We start from the raw sequence: 21,807 nt of genomic DNA on the forward strand, positions 1-21,807 counted from the left end.
TCTTACTTCTTCTGGTTTAGTTTTTCTAGTTTCTCTTTTGCCGTAGGGATGATATCATCCTTTCCGTCGTAGTTGTCGATGATACTTAGAAGTGTGCTCTTTGCTTGTAAATTATCCTTTTGCATGGTGTAATTATCAGCCAAGAGGATGAATGCTTTGGCCACCCAATAATCGTATGCAGCCATGTTGTTGATAATATCGAAGCAGGTTTTTGAAGAGGTCTTGTAGTCGCCTTTTTTAAATTGAACCATACCTAAATTGTATTTTGCTTCTGCTGCGGCAATGGTTTTGGTTGTTGCTACTACATTGGTAAATTCTTTCACTGCTGTTGTGGTGTCACCTTTTAATAAATACGCTTTGCCAGCGTATAAGCCAGAGCTATTTTTTTCTTCTTCAGAAGCTTTTTCTGATTCTTTGGTCAGCTTAGCATATTTCAACATATCGTCAGCAGCATCTAGGGCAGTATAGGCTTTTAATAAATTGTTGATAGCATAGCTGTAATGAGCCTTGTAGTCGGTAGTTGTTTCTAAGCGTTTTAAATACACAATTGCTTCGTTGTACTTCTTTTGATCGAGGTAAACTTGCGAAATGCTTAGTAACGAACGCTCGGTGTAATCGCTGGTCCAGTCATTTAAAATAAATTCATAATCGGCAATGGCCTCATCGGCACGTTTTAATTTTACCAAGGATTCTGCACGTATAAACTTGGCTTCTTTTTCGTGGATGGCTTTCGGGAATTTATCAAAATAAGCATTGGCGGCTAAAAGTGCACCATTTGCATCTCCTTTCAGGTATAAATTATTCACAGCTGCAAAAACGATGTTATCTTGTTCTGCAATGGTGTAATTTCCGATTGGTGTAGAAGATGCATAATTGATAAAGCCAGTAGCATCGCCACGGTCGGTGTAAATATTTTTGATCGATTCAAGCGCTTGTTTCGCTTCGTCGGAACTTGGGTAGTCTCGGATTACTTTTTTGAACGACTCTAAAGCCATATCGTCTTGGTCTTGGTTGTATTGAACCAAACCGATGGTCACCAAGGCTTTCGGAACATAGCTGCTTCGTGGGTATTTGGCAACTAAACTCACTAAATCTGACTTCGACTTATCAAAATCGCCTTTATTGAAGTAGGTGTAGGCAATCTCAAAGCCCGCATCATCAGCATAGTTTGAATTAGGAAACACTTGGAGCAAATTTTGTAAAGTAGCAATTTTGGCTTCATATTGCGTTTCAAGGCCTTGAATCATTCCTTTTTGGAATTGGGCATAATCTTCCGAACTTGTTTTTCTTTTTATAATGGTGTTGTAATTGGCCATTGCATCACCATAGTTTTTATTTACAAAATACGAATCGGCTAGGCGCAGGGTAGCGTCGTCGACAGTTTTTTGATCCTTGTCGTTACCGGCCAAAAATTTCTCAAAATAGTTAGCTGCTTTGCTGTATTTTTCATCCTCAAATGCTGCATAAGCTAAGGCATAATTGGCAAAGTTGTACACACCTGTTTTGTCGGCATCTGGCATTTTCAAGAACTTTTCAAATGTTTTTACGGCCTCATCGTACTTGCGTAATTCGTACATCGATTCGGCTTTCCAATAGGTAGCTAAGGCACTTATCTCAGGGTCTTCCGGCGTTTTTTCAGAACGTAAAAACATGGATAATGCATTCGGGAACGCTCTTTCATTGTAAAATTCTAAGCCCCTGAAATAGGTAACTTTTTGGTATGCTTCGCGCGCCTCCAAGGTTTTATTCGGAATAGGCTCCAAAATATCTACCGCTGCCTGGTAGTTTTTAGTGGTTAAAAGTACTTCTCCCAATAAGGTTTTGGCATCGTTCGTTTTTTTCGAATTTGGGAACGTTTTTAAGAAGCTTTGCGTAGCTTCTAGTGCTTGTTGATGGAAATCTAGTTCGTAACTGAGTTTGGCATAACTTAACCATGCTTCCTCTTGAATACCTTTGTCAAAATCCAATCGTGAAGCCCTAAAAAAAGCACTTTGCGCTTTCGCTTTGTTGTTTAATTGAATGAAGGTTTTTCCTAAGGTATGCATACCGTTTTGAAGGTAAACATCATCGGTATTGAGTTTTTCGAGTACCGGAACAGCTTCCTTGTATTTTTTGTTTTGAAAAAGCGAATAGCCGTATTGGTAGATAAACAAGTTGTTTTTTGTACCACTTTTATCTTTGGCGTAAAATTCGGCAAAGTACTTTTCGGCATTTTTAAATTCCGATTTGGTAAAATAAGAAGCAGCAACCAAACTCAACATTTCCGGTTCGTATTGTTGCTTGGTCTTTTGCATAGCAGCGATTGCATATTCAATCACATCGTCGTAGCGTTCATCTAAGTAGTACATAGAGGTAATGTAATACGGATAACTCGCTTCGTAAGTAGGGGATCCTTTTAACTTTTCAAAATTAGCCAGCGCAGTTTTGTATTCTTTGTTTAGGTAATTGATGTAAGCAAAGTAATAGGTAGCACTTTCTTGGTATTCGCCTTTTTCTTTTTTTACTTGTTCAAACAAAGGCTCTGCTTTTTCCAAATCATTTTGAAGGAAATAAGCATACGCTTGTTTAAATTGATATTCGTTGCGTTGTTTTGCCGAAAGCATCGAAGGATCCGTTTTTTCGAACCACTCTAATGCCTTGGCATAATTTTTTTGATTGAAATACGCTTTACCCACATGAAAATAAGCCAACTTGGTGTTGGGGTTGAGTGGATAATCGCGGATAAATGCCTGAAATAAGCTTTCCGCATCAGAGTTTGTTAGTTCTAATGCACACACAGCGGCATAAAACTTGGCATTTTCTTTCAATAGGGATAACGTAGCGTTGCTTTCTGTTTGAGTAGAAGGTTTAAACCGAATTTGTTCTACCAACTTAAACTGTTGAGCGGCTGCGGTATATTTTTCGTTATTTAATAATTCTAACCCCGTCTGATAGTTTTTATTAATGGTTTGAGAAGCATTTATTTGCGCATAACTATTAAAACTTCCTGCTAAAAGTAGCGGAATTAAGAAATATTTTTTCTGCATAGGTTTCAAATATGGTTGATACTAAATTAGAAATAGTATACGGGTTTTTAAACAGAAGTAATTAACATCTGTGGATAACACACATAACGCAGAGAAATTTAAATTGTTATTTGGTGAGGTATGATTGTGGAAAATTTAGATAGTCGGACAGTCGGAAGTCCGAAAATTTTTGTATGCGGTTGAACCTGTGAATTTCAAAATTGCTTAAAAATTTTAGGATATCTCATTTTAATTCATAATTTCACGTTTTGTAAAATATTTGCTTATAGAAAAACCAAAAGTATCAAAAACATATAAATGTATTCTATAAGCGCTTATTTTAAAAGAGATTGTACAAATACAAACAAAGTCTGAATGGACAACAAGAACAAAGAAGCACTTGATTTTTTAGTGAGACTGGGATCGGAAATTATTTCTAGTAAGAAATCGACAGAAAGTTTAGTTTCTATAGAGCTTTACTTATTTGATGACCTAAAAAATCCAGAAGCAGCATTCTCAGAAAAAGAGTTTAAATTTTCTAAGGATGTAGGTTATTATATTTCAAATTCTATTGGATATGTTGATTAGAATGTTATTGCCTTTATGCTTATCTAATGAAGAACTGTTTTTGAGGATAGTTGAAGATGTTAAAAACAAATATGTTAAATAAGTTATTTTATACAGAAGTTAAAGGAAAAATTAGGAGTGTATTTGCCATAAACACAGCATTAAATTAAATAAACCCGATGGTACGAATGCCAATTGTTGTAAATACGTTCGATTTTTTATTGGTTTTCACAATTGGCAGTAGGGACAGCGGGATTGCAGTTACCGATTTATGCTGAACGTTGGTTTACATAATAGGTCAGCAAATTGTGCGCCATATCTTTCGAACTTTATTGATTAATGACTTCGGACTAAAGACTACAAGACTAACCTTGGCTAGCAAGTAAATACAGCACCGCCATACGTACAGCCACACCATTTTCTACCTGTTCTAAGATGATAGATTGTTTGCTATCGGCTACATCGCTGGTGATTTCCACTCCGCGGTTGATAGGACCTGGGTGCATCACCACAATTTCTTTATCCAGGTTGTCTAAAATTTGTTTATTTAACCCGTACATCATCGCGTATTCGCGTAACGATGGGAAATATTTAATATCTTGGCGTTCTAATTGAATTCTTAGCATGTTGGCAACATCGCACCAGTTTAATGCTTTTATTAAATTGTGTTCTACTTTTACACCCAATTGGTGGATGTGTTTTGGAATAAGGGTAGTAGGTCCACAAACCATTACTTCGGCTCCAAGGCGTTGTAAGCAAAGAATGTTAGAAATGGCTACACGCGAATGGAGGATATCGCCAACAATGACTACTTTTTTACCTGCTACATCGCCCAGTTTTTGACGAATAGAGAAAGCATCTAAAAGGGCTTGTGTTGGATGTTCATGCGCTCCATCGCCTGCATTTACGATTTGTGCTTGGATGTGTTTGCTTAAAAATTGACCGGCTCCAGCATATGGATGACGCATGACCACCATATCCACTTTCATTGATAAAATATTGTTAACTGTATCAATTAAGGTTTCGCCTTTACTTACTGATGAAGAGGAAGCGGCAAAGTTGATGACATCTGCTGAGAGCCTCTTTTCGGCTAGTTCAAAGGAAAGTTTGGTACGGGTAGAATTTTCAAAAAAGATATTGGCAATGGTAATATCGCGAAGTGAAGGAACCTTTTTAATTGGACGGTTAATTACTTCTTTAAAATTATCTGCAGTTTCGAAAATTAATTCGATATCATTCCGGTTAATATCTTTGATGCCTAAAAGATGTCGGGTTGATAATTTGTCTGCTGCCATTTTCTCGTGTTGTTTTTTAATCTATTTAGTTGGTTATTTTTATTGTCAGTGTTTTTGCCTTTAAATTAATTTTTTGGCGTATTTGGTTCTGATAATAAAACTACTTTGTCTTCTCCTCCTTCGCTGCTCCACGTAACTTTTACTTGCTGCGAATTGATACTGTCTATCTGATGACCAATGTAATCGGGCTCGATAGGTAGGTGTCGGCTAAATCTTCTATCGATTAACACCAACAACTCTACTTTTTCGGGGCGGCCGTAGGCTAAAAGTGCATCTAACGCTGCACGAATGGTTCTGCCTGTCCAAAGAACATCGTCAATTAAGATTACTTTTTTACCCTCAATTATAAAATCAATTGAATTGCTACTGGCCGTTACAATGCCATCTTTACGACGAAAATCATCGCGAAAGAAAGTAATGTCTAGGTTACCTTTTAAAATTGTTTTCTTTTTTAAGAAGTTTTCAAGTTCTGAATGAATTCGATCGGCCAGAAAAATACCTCGTGGCTGAATGCCAATTAAAACGGTATTCGCGAAATCATCGTGGTTTTCAATTAATTGATGGCAAAGCCTCTTAATTGTAATCTGAATTTTTTGTCCGTCAAGAAGTGTTCTCTTTTGCATGGAAGAAGGATTGGGCAAATATAAGTAGAAACTTTAATGTTAAAAGGATAAAAGTTATTTTTTAAATCCAATCATGTATTGCTTCTATTTCAAATGTAAAAAGTACTGTTAATTTATCAACTGTTAATGTATAAATTAGCGTTCATTAAAAGGGAAAAAAATTTCCTACTTTAACGAGGTTTAAAATTATCAATTTTGTGGCAGTATCGTATAAAAATTAACTAAATAATTGAATGTTTGAACGCGAATCCATTATATTTTTCGACGGTGTATGTAATTTATGCAATGCATCGGTTCAATTTGTAATTGAGCGCGATCGGAAAAATACGTTTAAATTTTCGGCTTTGCAGGGCGAATTGGCAAAAGAGGTTTTGCCTAAATTCGCAATCGATATTCGAAAATTAGATTCAATCGTTTTATTGGAAGGGGGAAAGTGCTTTACTGAATCAACAGCAGCACTAAGGATTGCAAAGCAGCTAAGCGGTGCTTGGCCTTTGTTGTATGTTTTTATTATCGTGCCATCGTTTGTACGAAATCCCGTGTACCGTTTTATCGCAAATAACCGCTACAAATGGTGGGGAAAACAAGAAAGTTGCTGGGTACCAACGCCAGCACTTAAAAATAGATTTTACAGTTAAGAAAGTTCGGCTATTTTATTCTTCAAATCGTTTAATGGTTTAACAAAAATACTGTCGTTCATTTTCTTGGCAATAAAAATAAAAGGGAAACTTACTAAAGCCACCATAAAAATTTGAGGTAAAAATCCTGGCAGGCTAATTACTTTCTCGAATGATTGATGTATATAAAGTTTATAAGCTAATAAGCCTATCGGCCCAGCAAGGGGTAAAAAAATGTACCCATAAATAGATTCTCCTCGTAAAATTGCTTTAATTGCATTGTAATTATCAGTCAGTACTTGTTTGGTATTCGAGTTGTAATCAACAGCAGTTTTAATTTTTCTGAATTTCATCACACCAAGAAACCTAAAGATTTCGTAGGTAATAAACGCAAATAATAGTAAGTACTTTAAGTCGCCTTTTACAATTAAAGCCAGTCCTAAAATTGGTATGTCAATAATTCTAATCCACCTTAGTTTCCACTTTAGTTTAAACAATAAATCTTGCAACAAGGTATTGGATTTTTCGTCAATTGTAATTTTAGCAATATCAATTTTTTCTGCTTTGCTGTTAAGTTCGGTACTAAGGTTTTGCCATTCTTGATCTAAGTCCATTTTATTTTCCTGTTAAAAGTGAAGAAAGTTGTTGTTTAATACGATGAAGTTTAACATTTGTATTATTCCGCGATAAACCCATCATTTCGCTAATTTCAGTATTGTCAAATCCATCCAGATGTAACATAATTATACTTCTGTCGGTGTCGGTTAATTTTCGAATGCATCTGTAAAGCCAGTCGGCACGTTCCGATAATTCTGGTGGTTCGAAATAATAATCCAAAGAATTGGAATCGTTAATTTGAGTTTGTTTTTTCTTTTTATTCAAAAACGAGATCGAAACATTTAAGCTGATTTTATAGAGCCAGGTTGAGAATTTTGCTTCGCCTTTAAAGCGGGGGTATGCACTCCAGCTTTGATAAATAATTTCTTGATACAAATCTTTGCGGTCTTCTACATCATCGGCATAAAGATTTATCATTTTATAAACAATACCTTTATGTTCTTCCAATTTATCTAGGTAAGATTTTTCAATCATTTTATTTATTTACCCTTTAATAAACGATTTGCTTTGAATTCTTTTTGATAGACAGCGATCGCCCTAATTAAAAATATAACAGCCATTGTTATCAGAAAGTATTTTAGGTACAGAGATGTGGTTTCAAGGCTAGCGATTATAATTAAAAATCCTGTCAGGCCAAATTTTGATTTAGAGTTATTCATTGCTTATTGTATTTAATTTGAACAATTAGTAAGCAAGGAGGATTAAAAATTACAAAATATGAAAATTAATTTTCGAGGTATCGCTTGGAATATGTAATTCCTTGTAAATCATAGCGTTTAAATTGTGTTTTCAAACGTTTTAGAAAATCGATATAATTTTTCTTCTCTTTTGGACTCCACAAGAGTTCGCTCAAGGCATCTAAACGTGGGAAAAGCATGTATTCAACTTTCTTCGGATTGGTAATGTACTCGCTCCATAAGCAGCCTTGTCCTCCCCAAATAAACCTTGCTTGTTCCGTTGATAGTTCTGCAGGAACAGGTTCATAGTTGTAAACGGTTTCTAAGGGTAGAAATTTGTTGGCCGTTAAGCTGTCTTCCTTAATAAATTGTGCGTGATTGAAATACATTTTCGCTTCAGGAGTCATGATGGCTTTGTGTTTTTGTTTTGCGGCTTCAATTCCTCCTTTTTCCCCTTGCCAGCTCATCACCACCGCATTTGGGGCCAAGCCACCTTGCAAAATTTCGTTCCAACCAATGATGGTTTTGCCCTTGCTGTTTACAAATTTTTCTATCCTTTGGATGAAATAACTTTGAAGCTCACTTTCTGTTTTTAAGCCATTTTCTTTCATGATTTTTTGGGAAACAGACGATTGTTTCCACCAAATTTTCGATGCTTCATCGCCACCAATGTGAATGTATGGGGAAGGAAACAAACTCATCACTTCCGATAATACATTTTCTAAAAATGCAAACGTAGTATCGGAGGCTTGCAGCACATTGTTGTACTTGTTCATCATGCCCCAAGTTTGAGCAACTTCATATTTTTTGTTTGGTTCTGTGCCTAATTCTGGGTATGCTGCCAAAAGAGCCATGCTGTGCGCGGGCATTTCAATTTCAGGGATAATTGTAATGTAACGCTTAGCAGCATATTGAATAACCTCTTTTATTTGTTCTTGTGTGTAGTAGCCACCGTGTTTAATTCCATCGGTTTTAATAACTGCATTTTTTGGGGTAATTTTTACTTCGTTGGGCAATACTTGATATTTGATTTGTTCGTTTCCTTTTCCGGGCCATAAACCAATAATACTACCATTGCGCCAAGCGCCAATTTCTGTTAGTTTAGGGTATCTTTTAATTTCAATTCTCCAGCCATGATCGTCTGTTAAATGCCAATGAAAATAATTCATTTTATGCAGGGCCAGGTAGTCGATGTATTGTTTTATGAAGGCTACATCAAAGAAATGGCGACTTACATCAAGGTGCATACCCCTATAATCGAAACGTGGATAATCGGTTATAGAAAGTGCCGGTATTTGCAACGACGAAGTGCTTTGAGTAGGGGGGAGCAACTGAATTAAGCTCTGAATGCCATAAAATATCGCCTTAGCCGATGAACCAACAATGGTGATTTGTTTGCTGTTCACCGTTAATTGATATTGGTCGGCGTTTGCTGTTTTCGTTTTATCTAGCAAAAGTTTTATAATCGATTGATTTTTAGTGGATACTTGAGTCTTACTCAAATTAATGACGTAATATTTAGCAAGGTAGTTCTGTAAAAAACTTAGGCTATTGCTTAATGAGTCGGATGCGATGAGTTGTGTATCATTGCTTAACACGAAAGGCGCAGAACTGAGATTGCGTTGTACGGAAACAGGCTGGGGAATGATATTTACTTCTTGAGCTGAAAGATTTAAGCTAAAAGCCATTAAGCAAAGTAATAATAGGTTTTTCATAATTAGTCGATTTCGATTCAAAAGTAATGATTCTAAGTTTATGAAAGGAAACGGTTTGGCAGAACGAATTAATGATGTTAAATAAACCCGATGGGAGGGAAATCCTTTTTGGTTATGCTTCGACTGGCTCAGCATAACAATCGCCAAAAAGATTAAACGAACAGCGGGGCAGGACTGAGCGATTATTACTTGCTTTCGTTTTCAATGATTTAAACTATGTAAGACATTTAAGTTTCATATAAGGTCTTGGAATAGATTTAATTCTTTCGTTTTCAAATGATTTTGCCAATAAGGCATTAAAAAAGTATATGCTTATGTTTCAGATTCTTATATGTTTTTACATTTCTTATATGGTAAAGAAAAAGAGATTGCTTGTTTCCTCGCAAAGACAAAATCTTTTTTTAAAAAAAAACGCCCCGAATTGCTTCGAGGCGTTTAGTATTATTCAGTTAAAAAGAACTAGCCTTTTTTAGCTTTGCTTTCTTCGCCTTCTAATTGCGATTTCAATTGAGCTAATACGTCTAAATCACCTAAAGTAGATTTTTCTACAGATTCTTTAACTTTTTTAACAGCAGTTACTGCTGCTTTAGCCTCTTTTTTCTTAGTCGCTCTTTCTTCAGCTACTGCTTCAGCTTTAACTTCTTCCCAAATACGAGCGTGAGAAACAACGATGCGTTTAGCTTCTTTGTTGAACTCGATAATTTTGAAGTCGTTAGTTTCTTCAGCTTTTACAGAAGAACCATCTTCTTTAACCATGTGTTTAGTAGGTACGAAACCTTCTACACCGTAAGGTAAAGCAATAACAGCACCTTTGTCAGTCACTTTAACAACTGTTCCTTGGTGAACTGAATCTAACGTGAAGATAGTTTCAAAAGTATCCCAAGGGTTTTCTTCTAATTGTTTATGACCTAAGCTTAATTTGCGGTTATCAACGTCTAATTCTAAAACAACTACGTCTAATACATCACCAACTTTAGTGAATTCGTTAGGGTGGTTGATTTTTTTAGACCATGATAAGTCAGAAATGTGGATTAAACCGTCGATTCCTTCTTCGATTTCAACAAAAACACCAAAGTTAGTCATGTTTTTAACTGTAGCTTTGTGTTTGCTTCCTACTGGGAATTTACCAGCAACTTCTTGCCAAGGATCGTTCGATAATTGTTTAATACCTAAGCTCATTTTGCGCTCGTCTCTGTCTAAAGTTAAAACTTCAGCTTCGATTTCATCACCAACTTTTAAGAATTCTTGAGGATTTCTTAAGTTTTGTGACCAGCTCATTTCTGAAACGTGGATTAAACCTTCAACACCTGGGATGATTTCTAAGAAAGCACCGTAATCTGCAACAGTAACGATTTTTCCTTTTACTTTAGAACCAACTTGAATGTCAGCATCTAAGTTTTCCCAAGGGTGTGGAGTTAATTGTTTTAAGCCTAAAGCGATACGTTTTTTCTCGTCATCGAAATCTAAAACAACTACGTTGATTTTTTGATCTAATGCCAATACTTCTTTCGGATGCTCGATACGTCCCCATGAAATGTCAGTAATGTGAAGTAAACCATCAACACCACCTAAATCGATGAACACACCGAAATCAGTAATGTTTTTAACTGTACCTTCTAATACTTGACCTTTTTCTAATTTAGAAACGATTTCTACTTTTTGTGATTCTAAATCGTCTTCAATTAACACTTTATGAGAAACAACTACGTTTTTAAACTCATGGTTAATTTTAACAACTTTGAATTCCATTGTTTTACCCACGTATACATCGTAATCGCGGATAGGTTTAATATCAATTTGAGATCCTGGTAAGAAAGCCTCAACGCCCATGATGTCAACAATTAAACCACCTTTAGTACGGCTCTTAACGAAACCGTTGATGATTCTATCATTTTCAAGAGCCTCGTTAATTGCTTCCCATGATCTTTGGGTTTTAGCTCTTTTGCGAGAAAGAATCAACTGACCGTTTGCATCTTCTGGTGCTTCAACGAATACGTCAACTGAATCGCCAATTTTTAAATCTGGAGTATCACGGAACTCTGAAGTAGAAACTAAACCGTCTGATTTAAAACCAACGTTTAATACTACATCTTTGTTGTTAATTGAAACAACAATACCGCTAATAATTTCACCTTTAGTGATTTGGTTGAATGTTCCAGCATACATGTCTTCAAACTTTTTACGGTCTGCGTCATTGTAGTTACCGAAAACTTTTTCATCTGCATCCCAATCAAAATCTTCTGTTGGGGTAGATAATGATGCTTTGATCGATTCGATCGATACTGAATCAGCTTCTGATTCAATAGTTTCTTTTTCAGTCAAGCGTCCGCCTGCGTCCTGAAGTTCAGCTTTTTTAGCCGCTAATTCTTTTTCTGCTACTTGTTTTTTAGCCATTAATTAATAATCTCCTTTTTTCCCTATTTAGGGACTGCAAAGGTAATACTTTTTTTTGGTATAGAAAAGATTTTTTTAATAAATGTGTCTGATTTTTAGTGAGTTACGAAAATTGGCTTCAGATTGGGCAAATTTTTCACAACATTGCCGCGTAAAATCAGCTTGGTCTCACTTAAAATTGGCTAATTATTTGAAAATGAACGGACAGATTCTACTCGGGTTTAGAACGAAAAGGCGCTGCAATCAACAAAAGCATCGCCTAGAAAAAAAGCTACTGGAGAAAAAGCCTACTTAATTTTTTACAAAAGTTCCTTTTGTAAAGCCTTCGCCTACTAAGGTTTTATCGTCCAAAATTAAAAGTAGGATCGTATTTTGTTGTTCTTGTAGCTTAATTAGGTCGCCCTCAATTACGTAATTGGTCGTAAACAAAGAGTCTGTGTACACATCTTTTACTTCCACTTGGTTGTTCTTTTTAAAGTTAAAAGATTTATATTGTGCATCCACATTACCCCTAAAAACACCACTTACCATTTTTTCTTTAAAGAACGTTACGTAGCAAAAATAGGCCGTAATTAACACCACTAGAGATGAAAAACCAATAAACACTTTGTTTTCTTTAAAAAACTTTATGGCCAGCACTAAAATGGCGATTGATAGTAAAATTACAATGGAACAGATGATTATGTCGGGATAATTTATAGGTGTCTTCTGTTGTGGTGCGGGAGCAGGGGCAACTGTGGTTTGGGTAGTTTTAGAGGCAATTTTAACCAAAAAATCTTTGCTTACCCATCCTTCTGTTTGATCAAATTTAATTTTATAAAATTTAGCATCGCTTGCATCAGTAACGGCCACACTATCATCTTGATGCACAAATCCAATAATTTTACTTTTGGCATCGTTTTTTTCTCGAACATTTAATTTATCTCCATTAACACGATATAAATCTTGTGCATTAACAAAAAAAGAGACTAGGAAGAGCGAAAAAAAGAGGGATAAGATTTTATTCATGTTTAAAAATTTAAAATACCTTAACAAAAAGTTAAAGCGAAAGGAATAGCTTGAAATCTACACAGCTTTTTAAGCCATTATTGTGCCAAAATTATAAAAATGATTAAAATAAAGCTTAAAAAAAACAGATAATACTACGTGAGCGTCGTAACTTCTTGTAGCAGTAGTAAGATAGCTTGTTTTTTTAAATAGTGCATGCACTATATATGCACCCATATTCAACCTTTTTGGAGGAATATTTTTTGTTTTTTAAGACAAAAACGGGGAGATTTTTTCCAAAGCAAAAGCAAGCTGCTCTTCTTGGTTTAAGTCAGTGTTGTCTAAAATAATTGCATCATCTGCACGTACTAATGGACTTTCTTTCCGGGTAGTGTCGGCATAATCACGGTGTGCTAGGTTTTCAAAAACCTCTTCCAAAGTTGTGGTATTGTTGCCTTTGCCTTCTAATTCTTTAAATCGACGTTCGGCTCTAATTTTCGGGTCAGCCGTCATGAAAAATTTAACAGGAGCATCAGGGAAAACGGTTGTACCAATGTCTCTGCCGTCCATTACAATATTTTTTGATTTCCCCATGCGTTGCTGTTGTTTAACCATTTCATGGCGAACATTTTTATGAGCCGAAACTTCGCTTACTTTTTCCGAAACCGGCATGAGACGAATTTCTTCTGAAACCTCTTCGTTATTTAAAGTAATGTGCGACTCGTAATCACGGGAATTAAAATTTAATTCAATTTGATTCAGTGCATCTTCAACAGCAGCATCGTTTGTTATGTCGATGTTATTACGTAAAAAATACAAGGTAACCGCACGGTACATGGCTCCGCTATCGATGTAAATAAAACCTAATTTTTTTGCTAAAGCTTTTGCAATGGTACTTTTTCCGCAAGATGAATAGCCATCAATTGCTATAACTAAGTTGTTTTTCATATACTGGTGAAGCTGCACACGTTAATTAAATCGTAATTTAGATCAAAGGTAAAAAATAGCTTGCGAATGTTTGTAAATGTTGAAAAACAATGCTTCTCGTAAAATTAGCGGTTTATGTCAGCCACCCATATCGATTGGTAAGGGAACAACCAACCTTCTTTTTGCAAATACCAAAATAACCCTTCATTTATATGAAATTCAAAGTAGCCACGTAGAATATCAGTAGCTTTTTTGATTGTATGATTTTGTCGATACTGACATTCGGTGAGTAAAATAGCCTTTTTTGATTCGCCATCTTCGCGAATTTTTAAAATACAAGAATCAGGGAAAGTTGTTAACGATATATTCCCAGCATAGTTGTTTTTTATTTCTTCACAAGCAACTTTGTTATGCACTTTGCTCTTTAGTAGAGAATGAACGGTTTGTTTGTTTAGAAAATCAGGACTAGTAAAGATTTCACTTTTATTTTTTTTAGGAAATAAAAGATAAAAATTTTGACTGCTAAGTTGGTTATACGGGCTGTAGTTAAGAATGCTTAAAACCAATAAATTACCATAAATGCCGCACTTTTCTTTGATGCTAAGCTTTTCGTTTCGGTTAACACGCTGCTGAAATTCTTCACTGCGTTTATTGTATTCAAAAAAATTGAATGGCACAGTTAAAACAAAACCTATCAAACCAATGCATAAAACACGTTTAATGTAAAGTTGTCGCTTGGTAAGGAAATAAAAATACGTCGCAACAAAGGAAATAGTCAGCAAAAAATAAAAGATACTTAAGCTGTAGCAGAAGGTCCAAAATGTTATAAGTGAGAATATGATACAGATAAAAATGAATAACAAGTGGTTTAAAAAGCGTTTTAGCTTTCTGTTAAATAGTTTAAAGTTCATGAGAGCGATACCGAGACGATTGTTGATTTTTGTCAAGATAAAAACTTATAATTTAAAAACAAAATAGGAGTATATTTAGCCGGTTTGATAAATAATTATTTTACCGTTATTTAAAAGAATTCGATTAGCTTATGATACCAGGTAGAGATGAACTTGTTAAATTTTTAATTTTTAAAACTTCTAGAAGTGGCGGTAAAGGCGGGCAAAATGTAAATAAAGTCTCGAGCAAAGTGGAGTTAGTTTTTGCTATTGATACCGCTCATTTTCTGGCGGATGACGAGAAGGAATTGCTCAAAAGCAGGCTTCAAAATAGATTGGATAATGAGGGGCTCCTGCATATTACCGCACAAGAGGAAAGAAGTCAACTTTTGAATAAGGAAAAGGCGATAGCCAAATTAATGCAGTTAATAAAACAAAATTTGGTTGTTCAAAAGAAACGGAAGCCTAGTAAAATACCCAAGGCCATTATCGAGAAACGTTTAAAAAACAAAGCAGCAACAGCTGAAAAGAAAAAAAACAGAAAATTTTCTGGATATGGATTTTAAAAAATGGCGGGAAGTTAATTTTTTAGTAAGTTGATCATAAGTTCTAAATCGGCTTCATTGTTCTTATTTATTCTGAAATTTGAAAATAGGAGTCGACCATTTTTATCAATGAGAAAATTTTTAGGCACCCGCCCAAAGTTATCTAAATTGCCCTTTTCTCTTCCATCAATATCTTCTAGTGCGGTAAAGCTGTAACGTGTGCTTTCTGTAAATGGAAGTACTCTATTTGCTTGTTTTAGATCAATATTAATGGCTAGGTACTCGAGCTCTTTTTTGTCAAATTTTTTCACCACATTTTCAAAGCTCGGAAATTCTTCGCGGCAAGGTGTACAAGTTGGAAACCAATAGGTTAAGAGCACTACTTTTCCTTGAAAGTCTGATAAGGAAGCTTTTTCTGATTTGGAATAGGAGTTTAAATTTATAAATGGGCTGGCGAAAGGGGCATCTTTATAAATTTGTGTTTTTATATCCAGCTCTATTTGTTTATTGTTTTTGTTTAAGGAGCTTCCGTATCGGTTAAGGGCATCTTTTAAACGTATAGAAGGCTTTGTTTTGAAGGCATACAATAGGCTGTCATACGCTTGATTAATTTTACCAACAGCGGCTTGAGCCTTTGCCTTTAAAAGAACAATTGATAATTCATTTTCAATATTATCAGGATCTGTTGCGTGGTTTAATTGAACTAATGCTTGGTCGTATTTTTTTTCGTTAATAAGTGTGCTAGCCAAATGCATGGCCTTGGCCAGTTTTAAATGTTCTATCCAATATTTTTTATCATCATTCTCAATTTGAGCCATTTCTGCTGCAATTTTTTCTGCTTTTGCCGTATTGTTGGTCAGTAGTTCTGAGAAATATGGAAACATTGCTGCGTAAGACCAACCCGATTCAAGTGGTGGGTATTGGTTATAAAGCTGCTCAAAGTAATTTATTTTTTTTGCTTTTTCATTTGTGTTTTCTGCAAGTTTGTAAAGTGCCTGCTCTGAAAATTCGTTGTTTGGAAATTGTTTTATAAGCGATAAGCTGAGCTCTTCAGCTTTTTGATAATCAGTATTGATAAATGAAAATGCGTAATTGTAAGCATATTTCAGGTTTGAAGGCTCTAATTTGATTAACTGAGCTAAATACGTTTGTTGGTCTAAATAATTGTTTAATGCTCTAGCGTTGCTCAATAGCAATTCCCAGGCCTTTTTAAAGGATGGTTGTATGTCGGTTGCTCGTAATAAATAGGGTTTTGCTTTTAGTGGGTTTATTTTTGAATATGCTTTTCCGAAGGCGAATGGGATGTTTGCAGTATTTGGATAATGTTGCATCCACGTTTGATATTGCTTTTCTACTTGCTGATTTTCAATGCCCATCGCTTGGATATACGCGGCATGCGCATCAAGATTGTTCATGTTCTTTTCAACATCCCTTTTCAATTGCGAAAGATTAACGGAGTCGGGAATTATTTCGCCCTTATTTTGAGCATGTATAGCTATTTGTATGAACAAAAAGGAACATGTAAATAGTGTTTTGATGGACATTGCTTTTACCACTTTAAGATTTTTCTGTTATGATTAACACTCCAAAAGATATAAATATTGAAATACCCGCTAGGTATATCGCTGAATTTTGCATCGTTTTTAAAATAATAAAAGCCAATTGCATCGAAATCATCACGTTTCAGATTTTTATTCAGTGAATAATACCTAACGGGCATTCAAAAAAGGGTTAGTAGATATTTTGTTTTATTTTTCCATTGCTTGTAATAATATCGGCATTTGGAATAGGGGCGGCATATCGTCTTGAGTTTTTTTGCAGGGTATAGGTCTTAACAGCTTGGTTGTAAAGAACAGTACTTTCGTTGTATGGATAAAAGGCTGTTGTTACAACAACATCGTCAAGCGAGTAGTCATTGTTATTATATCTGCGAATATCAAACCAACGCTGAGCAAAAGGCATTTCGCGTCTTCTTTCTTCCAGTATTTGTTTAATGGCGCTGTCTTTATCGGTCGCACTTAGGTTTACCCAAGGGCCAGGGGTTAGACGCATTTTTCTTAAGGTATTTAACGTCGACATGGCTACCGTAGGATTGTTTAAGCGGGCCTGAGCCTCTGCTTTGATTAGTATAACCTCTGCAACAGTTGGCCCGTTTGGAACAAGGTCTTTCGCAAAGAACGTATATCCAGGGTAATCATAAGCAGGCGAAATCATTCCTTTTATGTATGAATATCCTTCCACAATATGGTATTCATAGCGTAAATCATGGTCTTGGTCATAAAGATCCAAAAGCTCTTGGCTGGGTATGTACCAGCTGAATGAATTAGATAACATCCTGAAATAGAGAAATTCTTTCCAGTTCAGCATATCGGTTTTATCGGTCGAATTGATTGCTGTATATGGATATTGTATGCTTACTTTTTTCTGATTTGGTTTGTTTGCATTGATGGTGATGGTTGTGCTTTTGCCATAGTCCATTTCGTCGTTATAATCGACCAGCGAATTGTAGGAAATAAGCACAGTGTTTGCATAGCTAAGTGCTTTGGCATACTCATTTTTTGTTAAGTAAAATCGCGCTGCAAAAGCATTTACCGCTTCTTTACTTGCTCTCCAATGCCTGCGTGCATCTTTTAATTCAACGGAAGTTTTTAGTGCTTCAGCTAAATCAGATTCTATTAGTTGATACACCGTTTCAAGCGGCTGTCTTTCTAAGGGCTCTTCAAAATTTGTTTTTAATTTAATTGGAAGCCCCATTTCATTTTGGTTGGATACCGAATAGGGTAAACAGTAGGTATTGACAAGCTCCCAGTAACTATAGGCTCTAATAAAGTGTGCTTCGGCCTTTAGTTTGGCTTTTTCTTCTTCTGAACCACTTACTCTTTTTAGGTTTTCTAATACTAAATTAGCCTGAAAAATTTTATTGTATTCTTTTGACCAAAAAGTTTCTTTTGTGTCATTTACAATAAATTCTGTATCCCAGGTTGCAAACTGAATCATCGATAACTGATTAAAAACACTTCTTTGAGCATCGTAAAGTTGGGGTGTTAAACCAAAATCATCTGTGCTAAATACTTGGCTTCGATTGGCTTCTGTATAAAAAAAATCGTAATTATTTAGAAGCGCATTTAATTGATCGGTTGTTTTTATTTCCAACGAAGTTGTTTTTGAAATAGGTTCGTCTAAAAATTTAGTGCAACCCGAAAATAAATACGCAAGGCCAATAAATGGCAAAAATTTTTTTAATGGAATATAGTTGAATTTCATTGTTTTAGGAATTAAAATGTTGCGTTAAGACCAAGTGTAAATGCAGCTCTTGGTTTAATGGTACCCATAGGGAACTCGGGGTCTTCCCCAAATTTATTTGCTTTAATAACAAATAAGTTGTTTCCTTGAGCATATAGGCTTAATCTACTCATGTTGATTTTGGAAAGAACTTTCGCTGGAAAGGAGTATGTTAAGTTTACTTCTTGCATTCTGATATTTGCGGCATTTACAATTAAATAGTTCATGTAATTGCTAAAAGCGGACCAACGGTAATAACGTTGTTCATCATCGTTAAGAGGTAAAGGAACAATTTTAGAAGGATCGCCATTAAGTACTTCTGTTAGTTTATTGTTGGGTAGTACTTTAAGATCTTCTAACATGGGGTAATTGAATCCTAATCTTTGAAACTTATGTCCGAATTTTCCTGTTATGATAAAAGATAAGTTAAAGTCGTAAATTTTAAAGGAGTTGGTAAAGCCAAGCGAATAAGGTGCAACGGCTGTTCCCATGTTGGTTAAATAGTTTCTACCATCGCCAGGAAAGGCTTGATTGAAATTGAGAAAGCGACCATCTTTGCTCATAACTCCAGGTTGATCGCCTTGAATGCCTCCATAGGTGTACCTCCATAATGCGTTTGCATTTTCTCCTTCCACAAATGCATGGCCATCTTGGAGAAGGTCGGTTGTGGTATAGTTTTTAACTAGGAGTTTGGTGATTTTGTTCTGGTTGTACGAAAAGTTAAGACTACCATTCCAGATAATATCATTTGCTTTAATATTTTGGGTACTTCCTATTTCTAATTCTACCCCTCTGTTGTACATTTCAGCATTGTTAATTCGTTGGTTGGTAGTACCATTTACTGATGAAATTTGCGCGTTGGCCATGAGGTCTTTTCCACTTCTGTTATAGAAGTCGATTTTTCCGTATAATTTACGTTTAAAGAGACTGTAGTCGATTCCAAAATCAATCGATCTAGTTTTTTCCCATCTAAGTAAGGGGTTTCCGAAGCTCGAAATACTTGCAGTTACGTCGCCAGTATAAATATTAGGTCGTGTGCCCATCGAAATAAGTGGCAAAAAGGAGGTTGATTTATCAACGTTTCCATTGTATCCATACGTTGCTCGAACGCTTAATTGATCAACCCATTTTACGTTATCCATGAAGGATTCTTGATGGATCTGCCATCTTCCTCCTAATGACCAAAAAGGTGCATACCTGTATTTTGGATCGTCGGTAATCAGATTCGAAGCATCGGTACGCGCACTTCCAGAAAGGGTATATTTATTTCTAAAGGTATAGGCAGCATTGGCATATAAAGAAAAATAACGATCAGTTCTGTACGAATATGAATTTGTGTAATAAAAAGTTTGATTATAACCTAACCAATCGGTGGTTCCAACAGGCCCATTTGGAAATCTACCCACATTTAAGGTTTCATCATTGTAACCATACGTTGTAGGGCTATACGTTACGTTATTTACATAGTTATAGATTTCGGTTCCTATTACCGCACTTATGGCGTGGTTTTTACTAAACGTACGATCAAAATTTAATTGGTTTCTAAAGTTGTAAGTAGTGTTTTGTATTTTGGTTTGAGTTAAAATACTTCCACTTGGAAGATTTGGGATGAGTTCATCGGTATTTTGATCCCAAGATGTGCTGGTGTTTATTCTATTTCTCGTGTAAAAGGTGTTTTCGTTGTTTAGGTTTTTGGCCGTGTTGTTAAACATCTCGTGTTGTAATTTTGTACTGAATGTTAAACCTTTTGCAAGTTTAAAATTTAATCCAATCTGAATTCGAGTGTTGATTTCTTCATTTGTATAATCGCGATTAGCAATTTCTTGAATAGGGTTGTAACTCCAGTCAGAATAGGGGAATAATCCAGTAGGCACGGTACGCTTTAAAATTGGTTTGTAGTACTTATTTAAATCTGTCAGATTGCCATTTTCATCTCTGAGCATTTCATAAGGTGCTATTCGTTCAAGATCGTCTAATGATATTCCGTTTCTTGCCGTTTTATTATAATTTAGCATACCTGAAAAATCAAATGTTAGCCATTTGAAAATATCGGCTGAGGTACGATAATTTATATTTGCCTTGCTAGCGTTATTGTTTTTAAACTCAGCTTGGGTTTTTTCATACAAGAGCGATAGATTATTGTACATTTTAGCACTTGACCCAGATAAACTTAAGTTGTACTGTTGTGTAAATGGATTGGCTAATAATTCATTTCTAATTTGCTCTTTGTTGTTTTGTGTTTTGTATTTTTCTAAAAGGGCATCACGTTCTTCGGTTGTTAAATAACCAAGTTGGTTTTCGCTCATAGCAACTGAGGCCAATCCCCAATCAAGAAAAACTTCATCATCTACTTCACCAGAGTTTACATAAGCCCCCCATTTATTAAATGCATTTTTTTCATATTCCACTGTTTCTGCTGAACTGGCCAATGGAACCGCATAGTCTAAATCTAATTTTCCAGAGAAACGGGCAAAGGCAGAAAAATTTATTTTTAATGGAGTATTTTGTTTTGCCTTTTTGCTTTGTATAACAATTACACCATTTGCCGATCTTGCTCCCCAAATGGATGCAGCCGCGGCGTCTTTTAGAATTGTAACACTTTCTACATCTTTGGGATTAATGGTTCTAATATCGGTAATGGGGAAACCATCTAGTACCACCAAGGGCGCATTGTTTGCCGAAAGGCTGCTTTTTCCTCTAATTTCAAATACAGGGTCGCCTCGGTCATCTATTTTAGCTTGCATCCCGGCCGTTTGACCAATAAGCCTTTGTGAAATATTGCTGGCAGGTTTGTCTAACTGCTCACCCGAAATAACGTTGTATGAGCCAGTAGCTCTTTCTTTCGAAATTTTTTGATAACCTGTAGAGCCTGTAATTGATACACTTGCAAGTTCAGTAGCGGACATCTCCATAAAGATGGTGATTGTTTTCTGATTCTCAACTCGAACTGTTTTTGTGATGTAGCCTAGAAATGAAATCACAAGCTCATCATTTTCCATGATGTTCGATAGTTTGAATTTGCCCGAACCATTGGTTTGTACTGTTTTTCCAGTTCGTTTTAACTTTATGATAGCTCCTACTAAAGGGTCTTCATTGTGGTCTACAACAACTCCTTCAATGTCAAAACTAGCTTTGGCTGAGCGAAATTTACGATTCGTATCTGCTTGGATAACAACGTTTTTTTTGTTCGTAAATTTGGTAGGGGGATGTTTTTTTGATGCAAAACTATTTGCGCTTACATAAAAAAGCAGAATTAAAACAGATAGGATAATTTTTTTTAGGTGCTGGTAAGATTTTTTTGAATTACAATAATTCATTTGATACAGTACATTGGTATTCATCATAGTTTGTTTGTGTTGGCAACGAAATTTTTAATGCTTCTCCGTTGCGTTTATCAAGGAGTAGCATGTTTTGTAATAAGGGGGAGGATTTGAAAATGATTGAAGTAAAATACTTTAAGCCATTAGGGTAATACGCGCAAAAAGGCCATGCATTTTAGCGATCGCTGAAGGATCATTAAGGGGAAGGGAGTTTGTAGTAGTTGTAAAAATACTTTTCTCATGAAATAATAAATTATATTTTAGTTTTTGCTTGGTGGTAATTTATTGCTAGTTTTGTTTTTGGCTCTTTAAATGTATACCCGACAAGGGCAAACAATAACTAGT

16 protein-coding genes are annotated in these 21,807 nt (G+C 35.5%); 3 read left to right on the plus strand and 13 right to left on the minus strand.

Translation table 11 applies throughout. The features are described 5' to 3' along the window. Window positions 1-2: 2 nt before the first annotated feature. The gene (locus ACJVDK_RS00095) at window positions 3-3,026 is read right to left on the minus strand and encodes a tetratricopeptide repeat protein (protein WP_443938284.1); all 3,024 of its coding nucleotides are present in this window, start codon (window positions 3,024-3,026) and stop codon (window positions 3-5) included. Between the two features lie 354 nt (window positions 3,027-3,380). Between ACJVDK_RS00095 and ACJVDK_RS00100 the strand changes: the two genes are divergently transcribed. Further along, on the plus strand, window positions 3,381-3,593 hold the full coding sequence (locus ACJVDK_RS00100; protein WP_443938285.1) for a hypothetical protein: 213 nt from the start codon (window positions 3,381-3,383) through the stop codon (window positions 3,591-3,593). Between the two features lie 344 nt (window positions 3,594-3,937). Here the strand turns inward: ACJVDK_RS00100 and ACJVDK_RS00105 are convergent, their stop codons facing one another. Both ACJVDK_RS00105 and pyrR read right to left on the minus strand, forming a co-directional pair. After that, entirely contained in the window at window positions 3,938-4,867 is a 930-nt protein-coding gene (locus ACJVDK_RS00105) for an aspartate carbamoyltransferase catalytic subunit (RefSeq protein WP_443938286.1), read from the minus strand. Between the two features lie 65 nt (window positions 4,868-4,932). Continuing rightward, window positions 4,933-5,490: a bifunctional pyr operon transcriptional regulator/uracil phosphoribosyltransferase PyrR gene (gene pyrR, locus ACJVDK_RS00110; RefSeq protein ID WP_443938287.1), complete on the minus strand. Its 558-nt coding sequence runs from the start codon at window positions 5,488-5,490 to the stop codon at window positions 4,933-4,935. Window positions 5,491-5,723: 233 nt separating this feature from the next. Between pyrR and ACJVDK_RS00115 the strand changes: the two genes are divergently transcribed. Next, a complete protein-coding gene (locus ACJVDK_RS00115; protein ID WP_443938288.1) occupies window positions 5,724-6,128 on the plus strand; it encodes a thiol-disulfide oxidoreductase DCC family protein in 405 nt (134 codons plus the stop codon). Here ACJVDK_RS00115 and ACJVDK_RS00120 read toward each other — a convergent pair. The 7 genes from ACJVDK_RS00120 to ACJVDK_RS00150 all read right to left on the minus strand — a co-directional run bounded on the left by ACJVDK_RS00120 (window position 6,125) and on the right by ACJVDK_RS00150 (window position 14,123). Then, window positions 6,125-6,721 (minus strand): hypothetical protein, encoded by a 597-nt coding sequence (locus ACJVDK_RS00120; RefSeq protein ID WP_443938289.1) that lies wholly within the window; start codon window positions 6,719-6,721, stop codon window positions 6,125-6,127. The two genes, ACJVDK_RS00115 and ACJVDK_RS00120, sit on opposite strands and share 4 nt — an antisense overlap. Before the next feature lies 1 nt (window position 6,722). After that, window positions 6,723-7,199, minus strand: coding sequence for an RNA polymerase sigma factor (locus ACJVDK_RS00125; RefSeq protein ID WP_443938290.1), 477 nt, complete (start codon window positions 7,197-7,199; stop codon window positions 6,723-6,725). A gap of 250 nt (window positions 7,200-7,449) precedes the next feature. Next, window positions 7,450-9,117: a beta-N-acetylhexosaminidase gene (locus tag ACJVDK_RS00130; RefSeq protein ID WP_443938291.1), complete on the minus strand. Its 1,668-nt coding sequence runs from the start codon at window positions 9,115-9,117 to the stop codon at window positions 7,450-7,452. A gap of 459 nt (window positions 9,118-9,576) precedes the next feature. Next, window positions 9,577-11,511: a 30S ribosomal protein S1 gene (gene rpsA / locus ACJVDK_RS00135; RefSeq protein WP_443938292.1), complete on the minus strand. Its 1,935-nt coding sequence runs from the start codon at window positions 11,509-11,511 to the stop codon at window positions 9,577-9,579. A gap of 291 nt (window positions 11,512-11,802) precedes the next feature. Next, window positions 11,803-12,519: an SH3 domain-containing protein gene (locus ACJVDK_RS00140; RefSeq protein WP_443938293.1), complete on the minus strand. Its 717-nt coding sequence runs from the start codon at window positions 12,517-12,519 to the stop codon at window positions 11,803-11,805. A gap of 249 nt (window positions 12,520-12,768) precedes the next feature. Further along, window positions 12,769-13,446: a (d)CMP kinase gene (cmk, locus tag ACJVDK_RS00145; RefSeq protein ID WP_443938294.1), complete on the minus strand. Its 678-nt coding sequence runs from the start codon at window positions 13,444-13,446 to the stop codon at window positions 12,769-12,771. Window positions 13,447-13,550: 104 nt separating this feature from the next. Beyond that, window positions 13,551-14,123: a hypothetical protein gene (locus ACJVDK_RS00150; protein WP_443938295.1), complete on the minus strand. Its 573-nt coding sequence runs from the start codon at window positions 14,121-14,123 to the stop codon at window positions 13,551-13,553. Window positions 14,124-14,467: 344 nt separating this feature from the next. On the opposite strand from ACJVDK_RS00150, the gene arfB reads away from it, so the two are divergent. Further along, a complete protein-coding gene (gene arfB, locus ACJVDK_RS00155) occupies window positions 14,468-14,881 on the plus strand; it encodes an alternative ribosome rescue aminoacyl-tRNA hydrolase ArfB (RefSeq protein ID WP_443938296.1) in 414 nt (137 codons plus the stop codon). A gap of 14 nt (window positions 14,882-14,895) precedes the next feature. On the opposite strand, the gene ACJVDK_RS00160 is transcribed toward arfB, so the two are convergent. From ACJVDK_RS00160 to ACJVDK_RS00170, 3 genes are all read right to left on the minus strand, one after another. Further along, the gene (locus ACJVDK_RS00160; protein WP_443938297.1) at window positions 14,896-16,371 is read right to left on the minus strand and encodes a redoxin domain-containing protein; all 1,476 of its coding nucleotides are present in this window, start codon (window positions 16,369-16,371) and stop codon (window positions 14,896-14,898) included. 220 nt (window positions 16,372-16,591) lie between these two features. Next, a complete protein-coding gene (locus ACJVDK_RS00165; protein ID WP_443938298.1) occupies window positions 16,592-18,124 on the minus strand; it encodes a RagB/SusD family nutrient uptake outer membrane protein in 1,533 nt (510 codons plus the stop codon). An 11-nt stretch (window positions 18,125-18,135) separates the two neighbouring features. Next, window positions 18,136-21,486: a SusC/RagA family TonB-linked outer membrane protein gene (locus ACJVDK_RS00170; RefSeq protein ID WP_443938299.1), complete on the minus strand. Its 3,351-nt coding sequence runs from the start codon at window positions 21,484-21,486 to the stop codon at window positions 18,136-18,138. Between the last annotated feature and the right edge of the window lie 321 nt (window positions 21,487-21,807).

Origin of the sequence: Pedobacter paludisoli, assembly GCF_052344095.1 — a bacterium.
Taxonomy (GTDB): domain Bacteria; phylum Bacteroidota; class Bacteroidia; order Sphingobacteriales; family Sphingobacteriaceae; genus Pedobacter.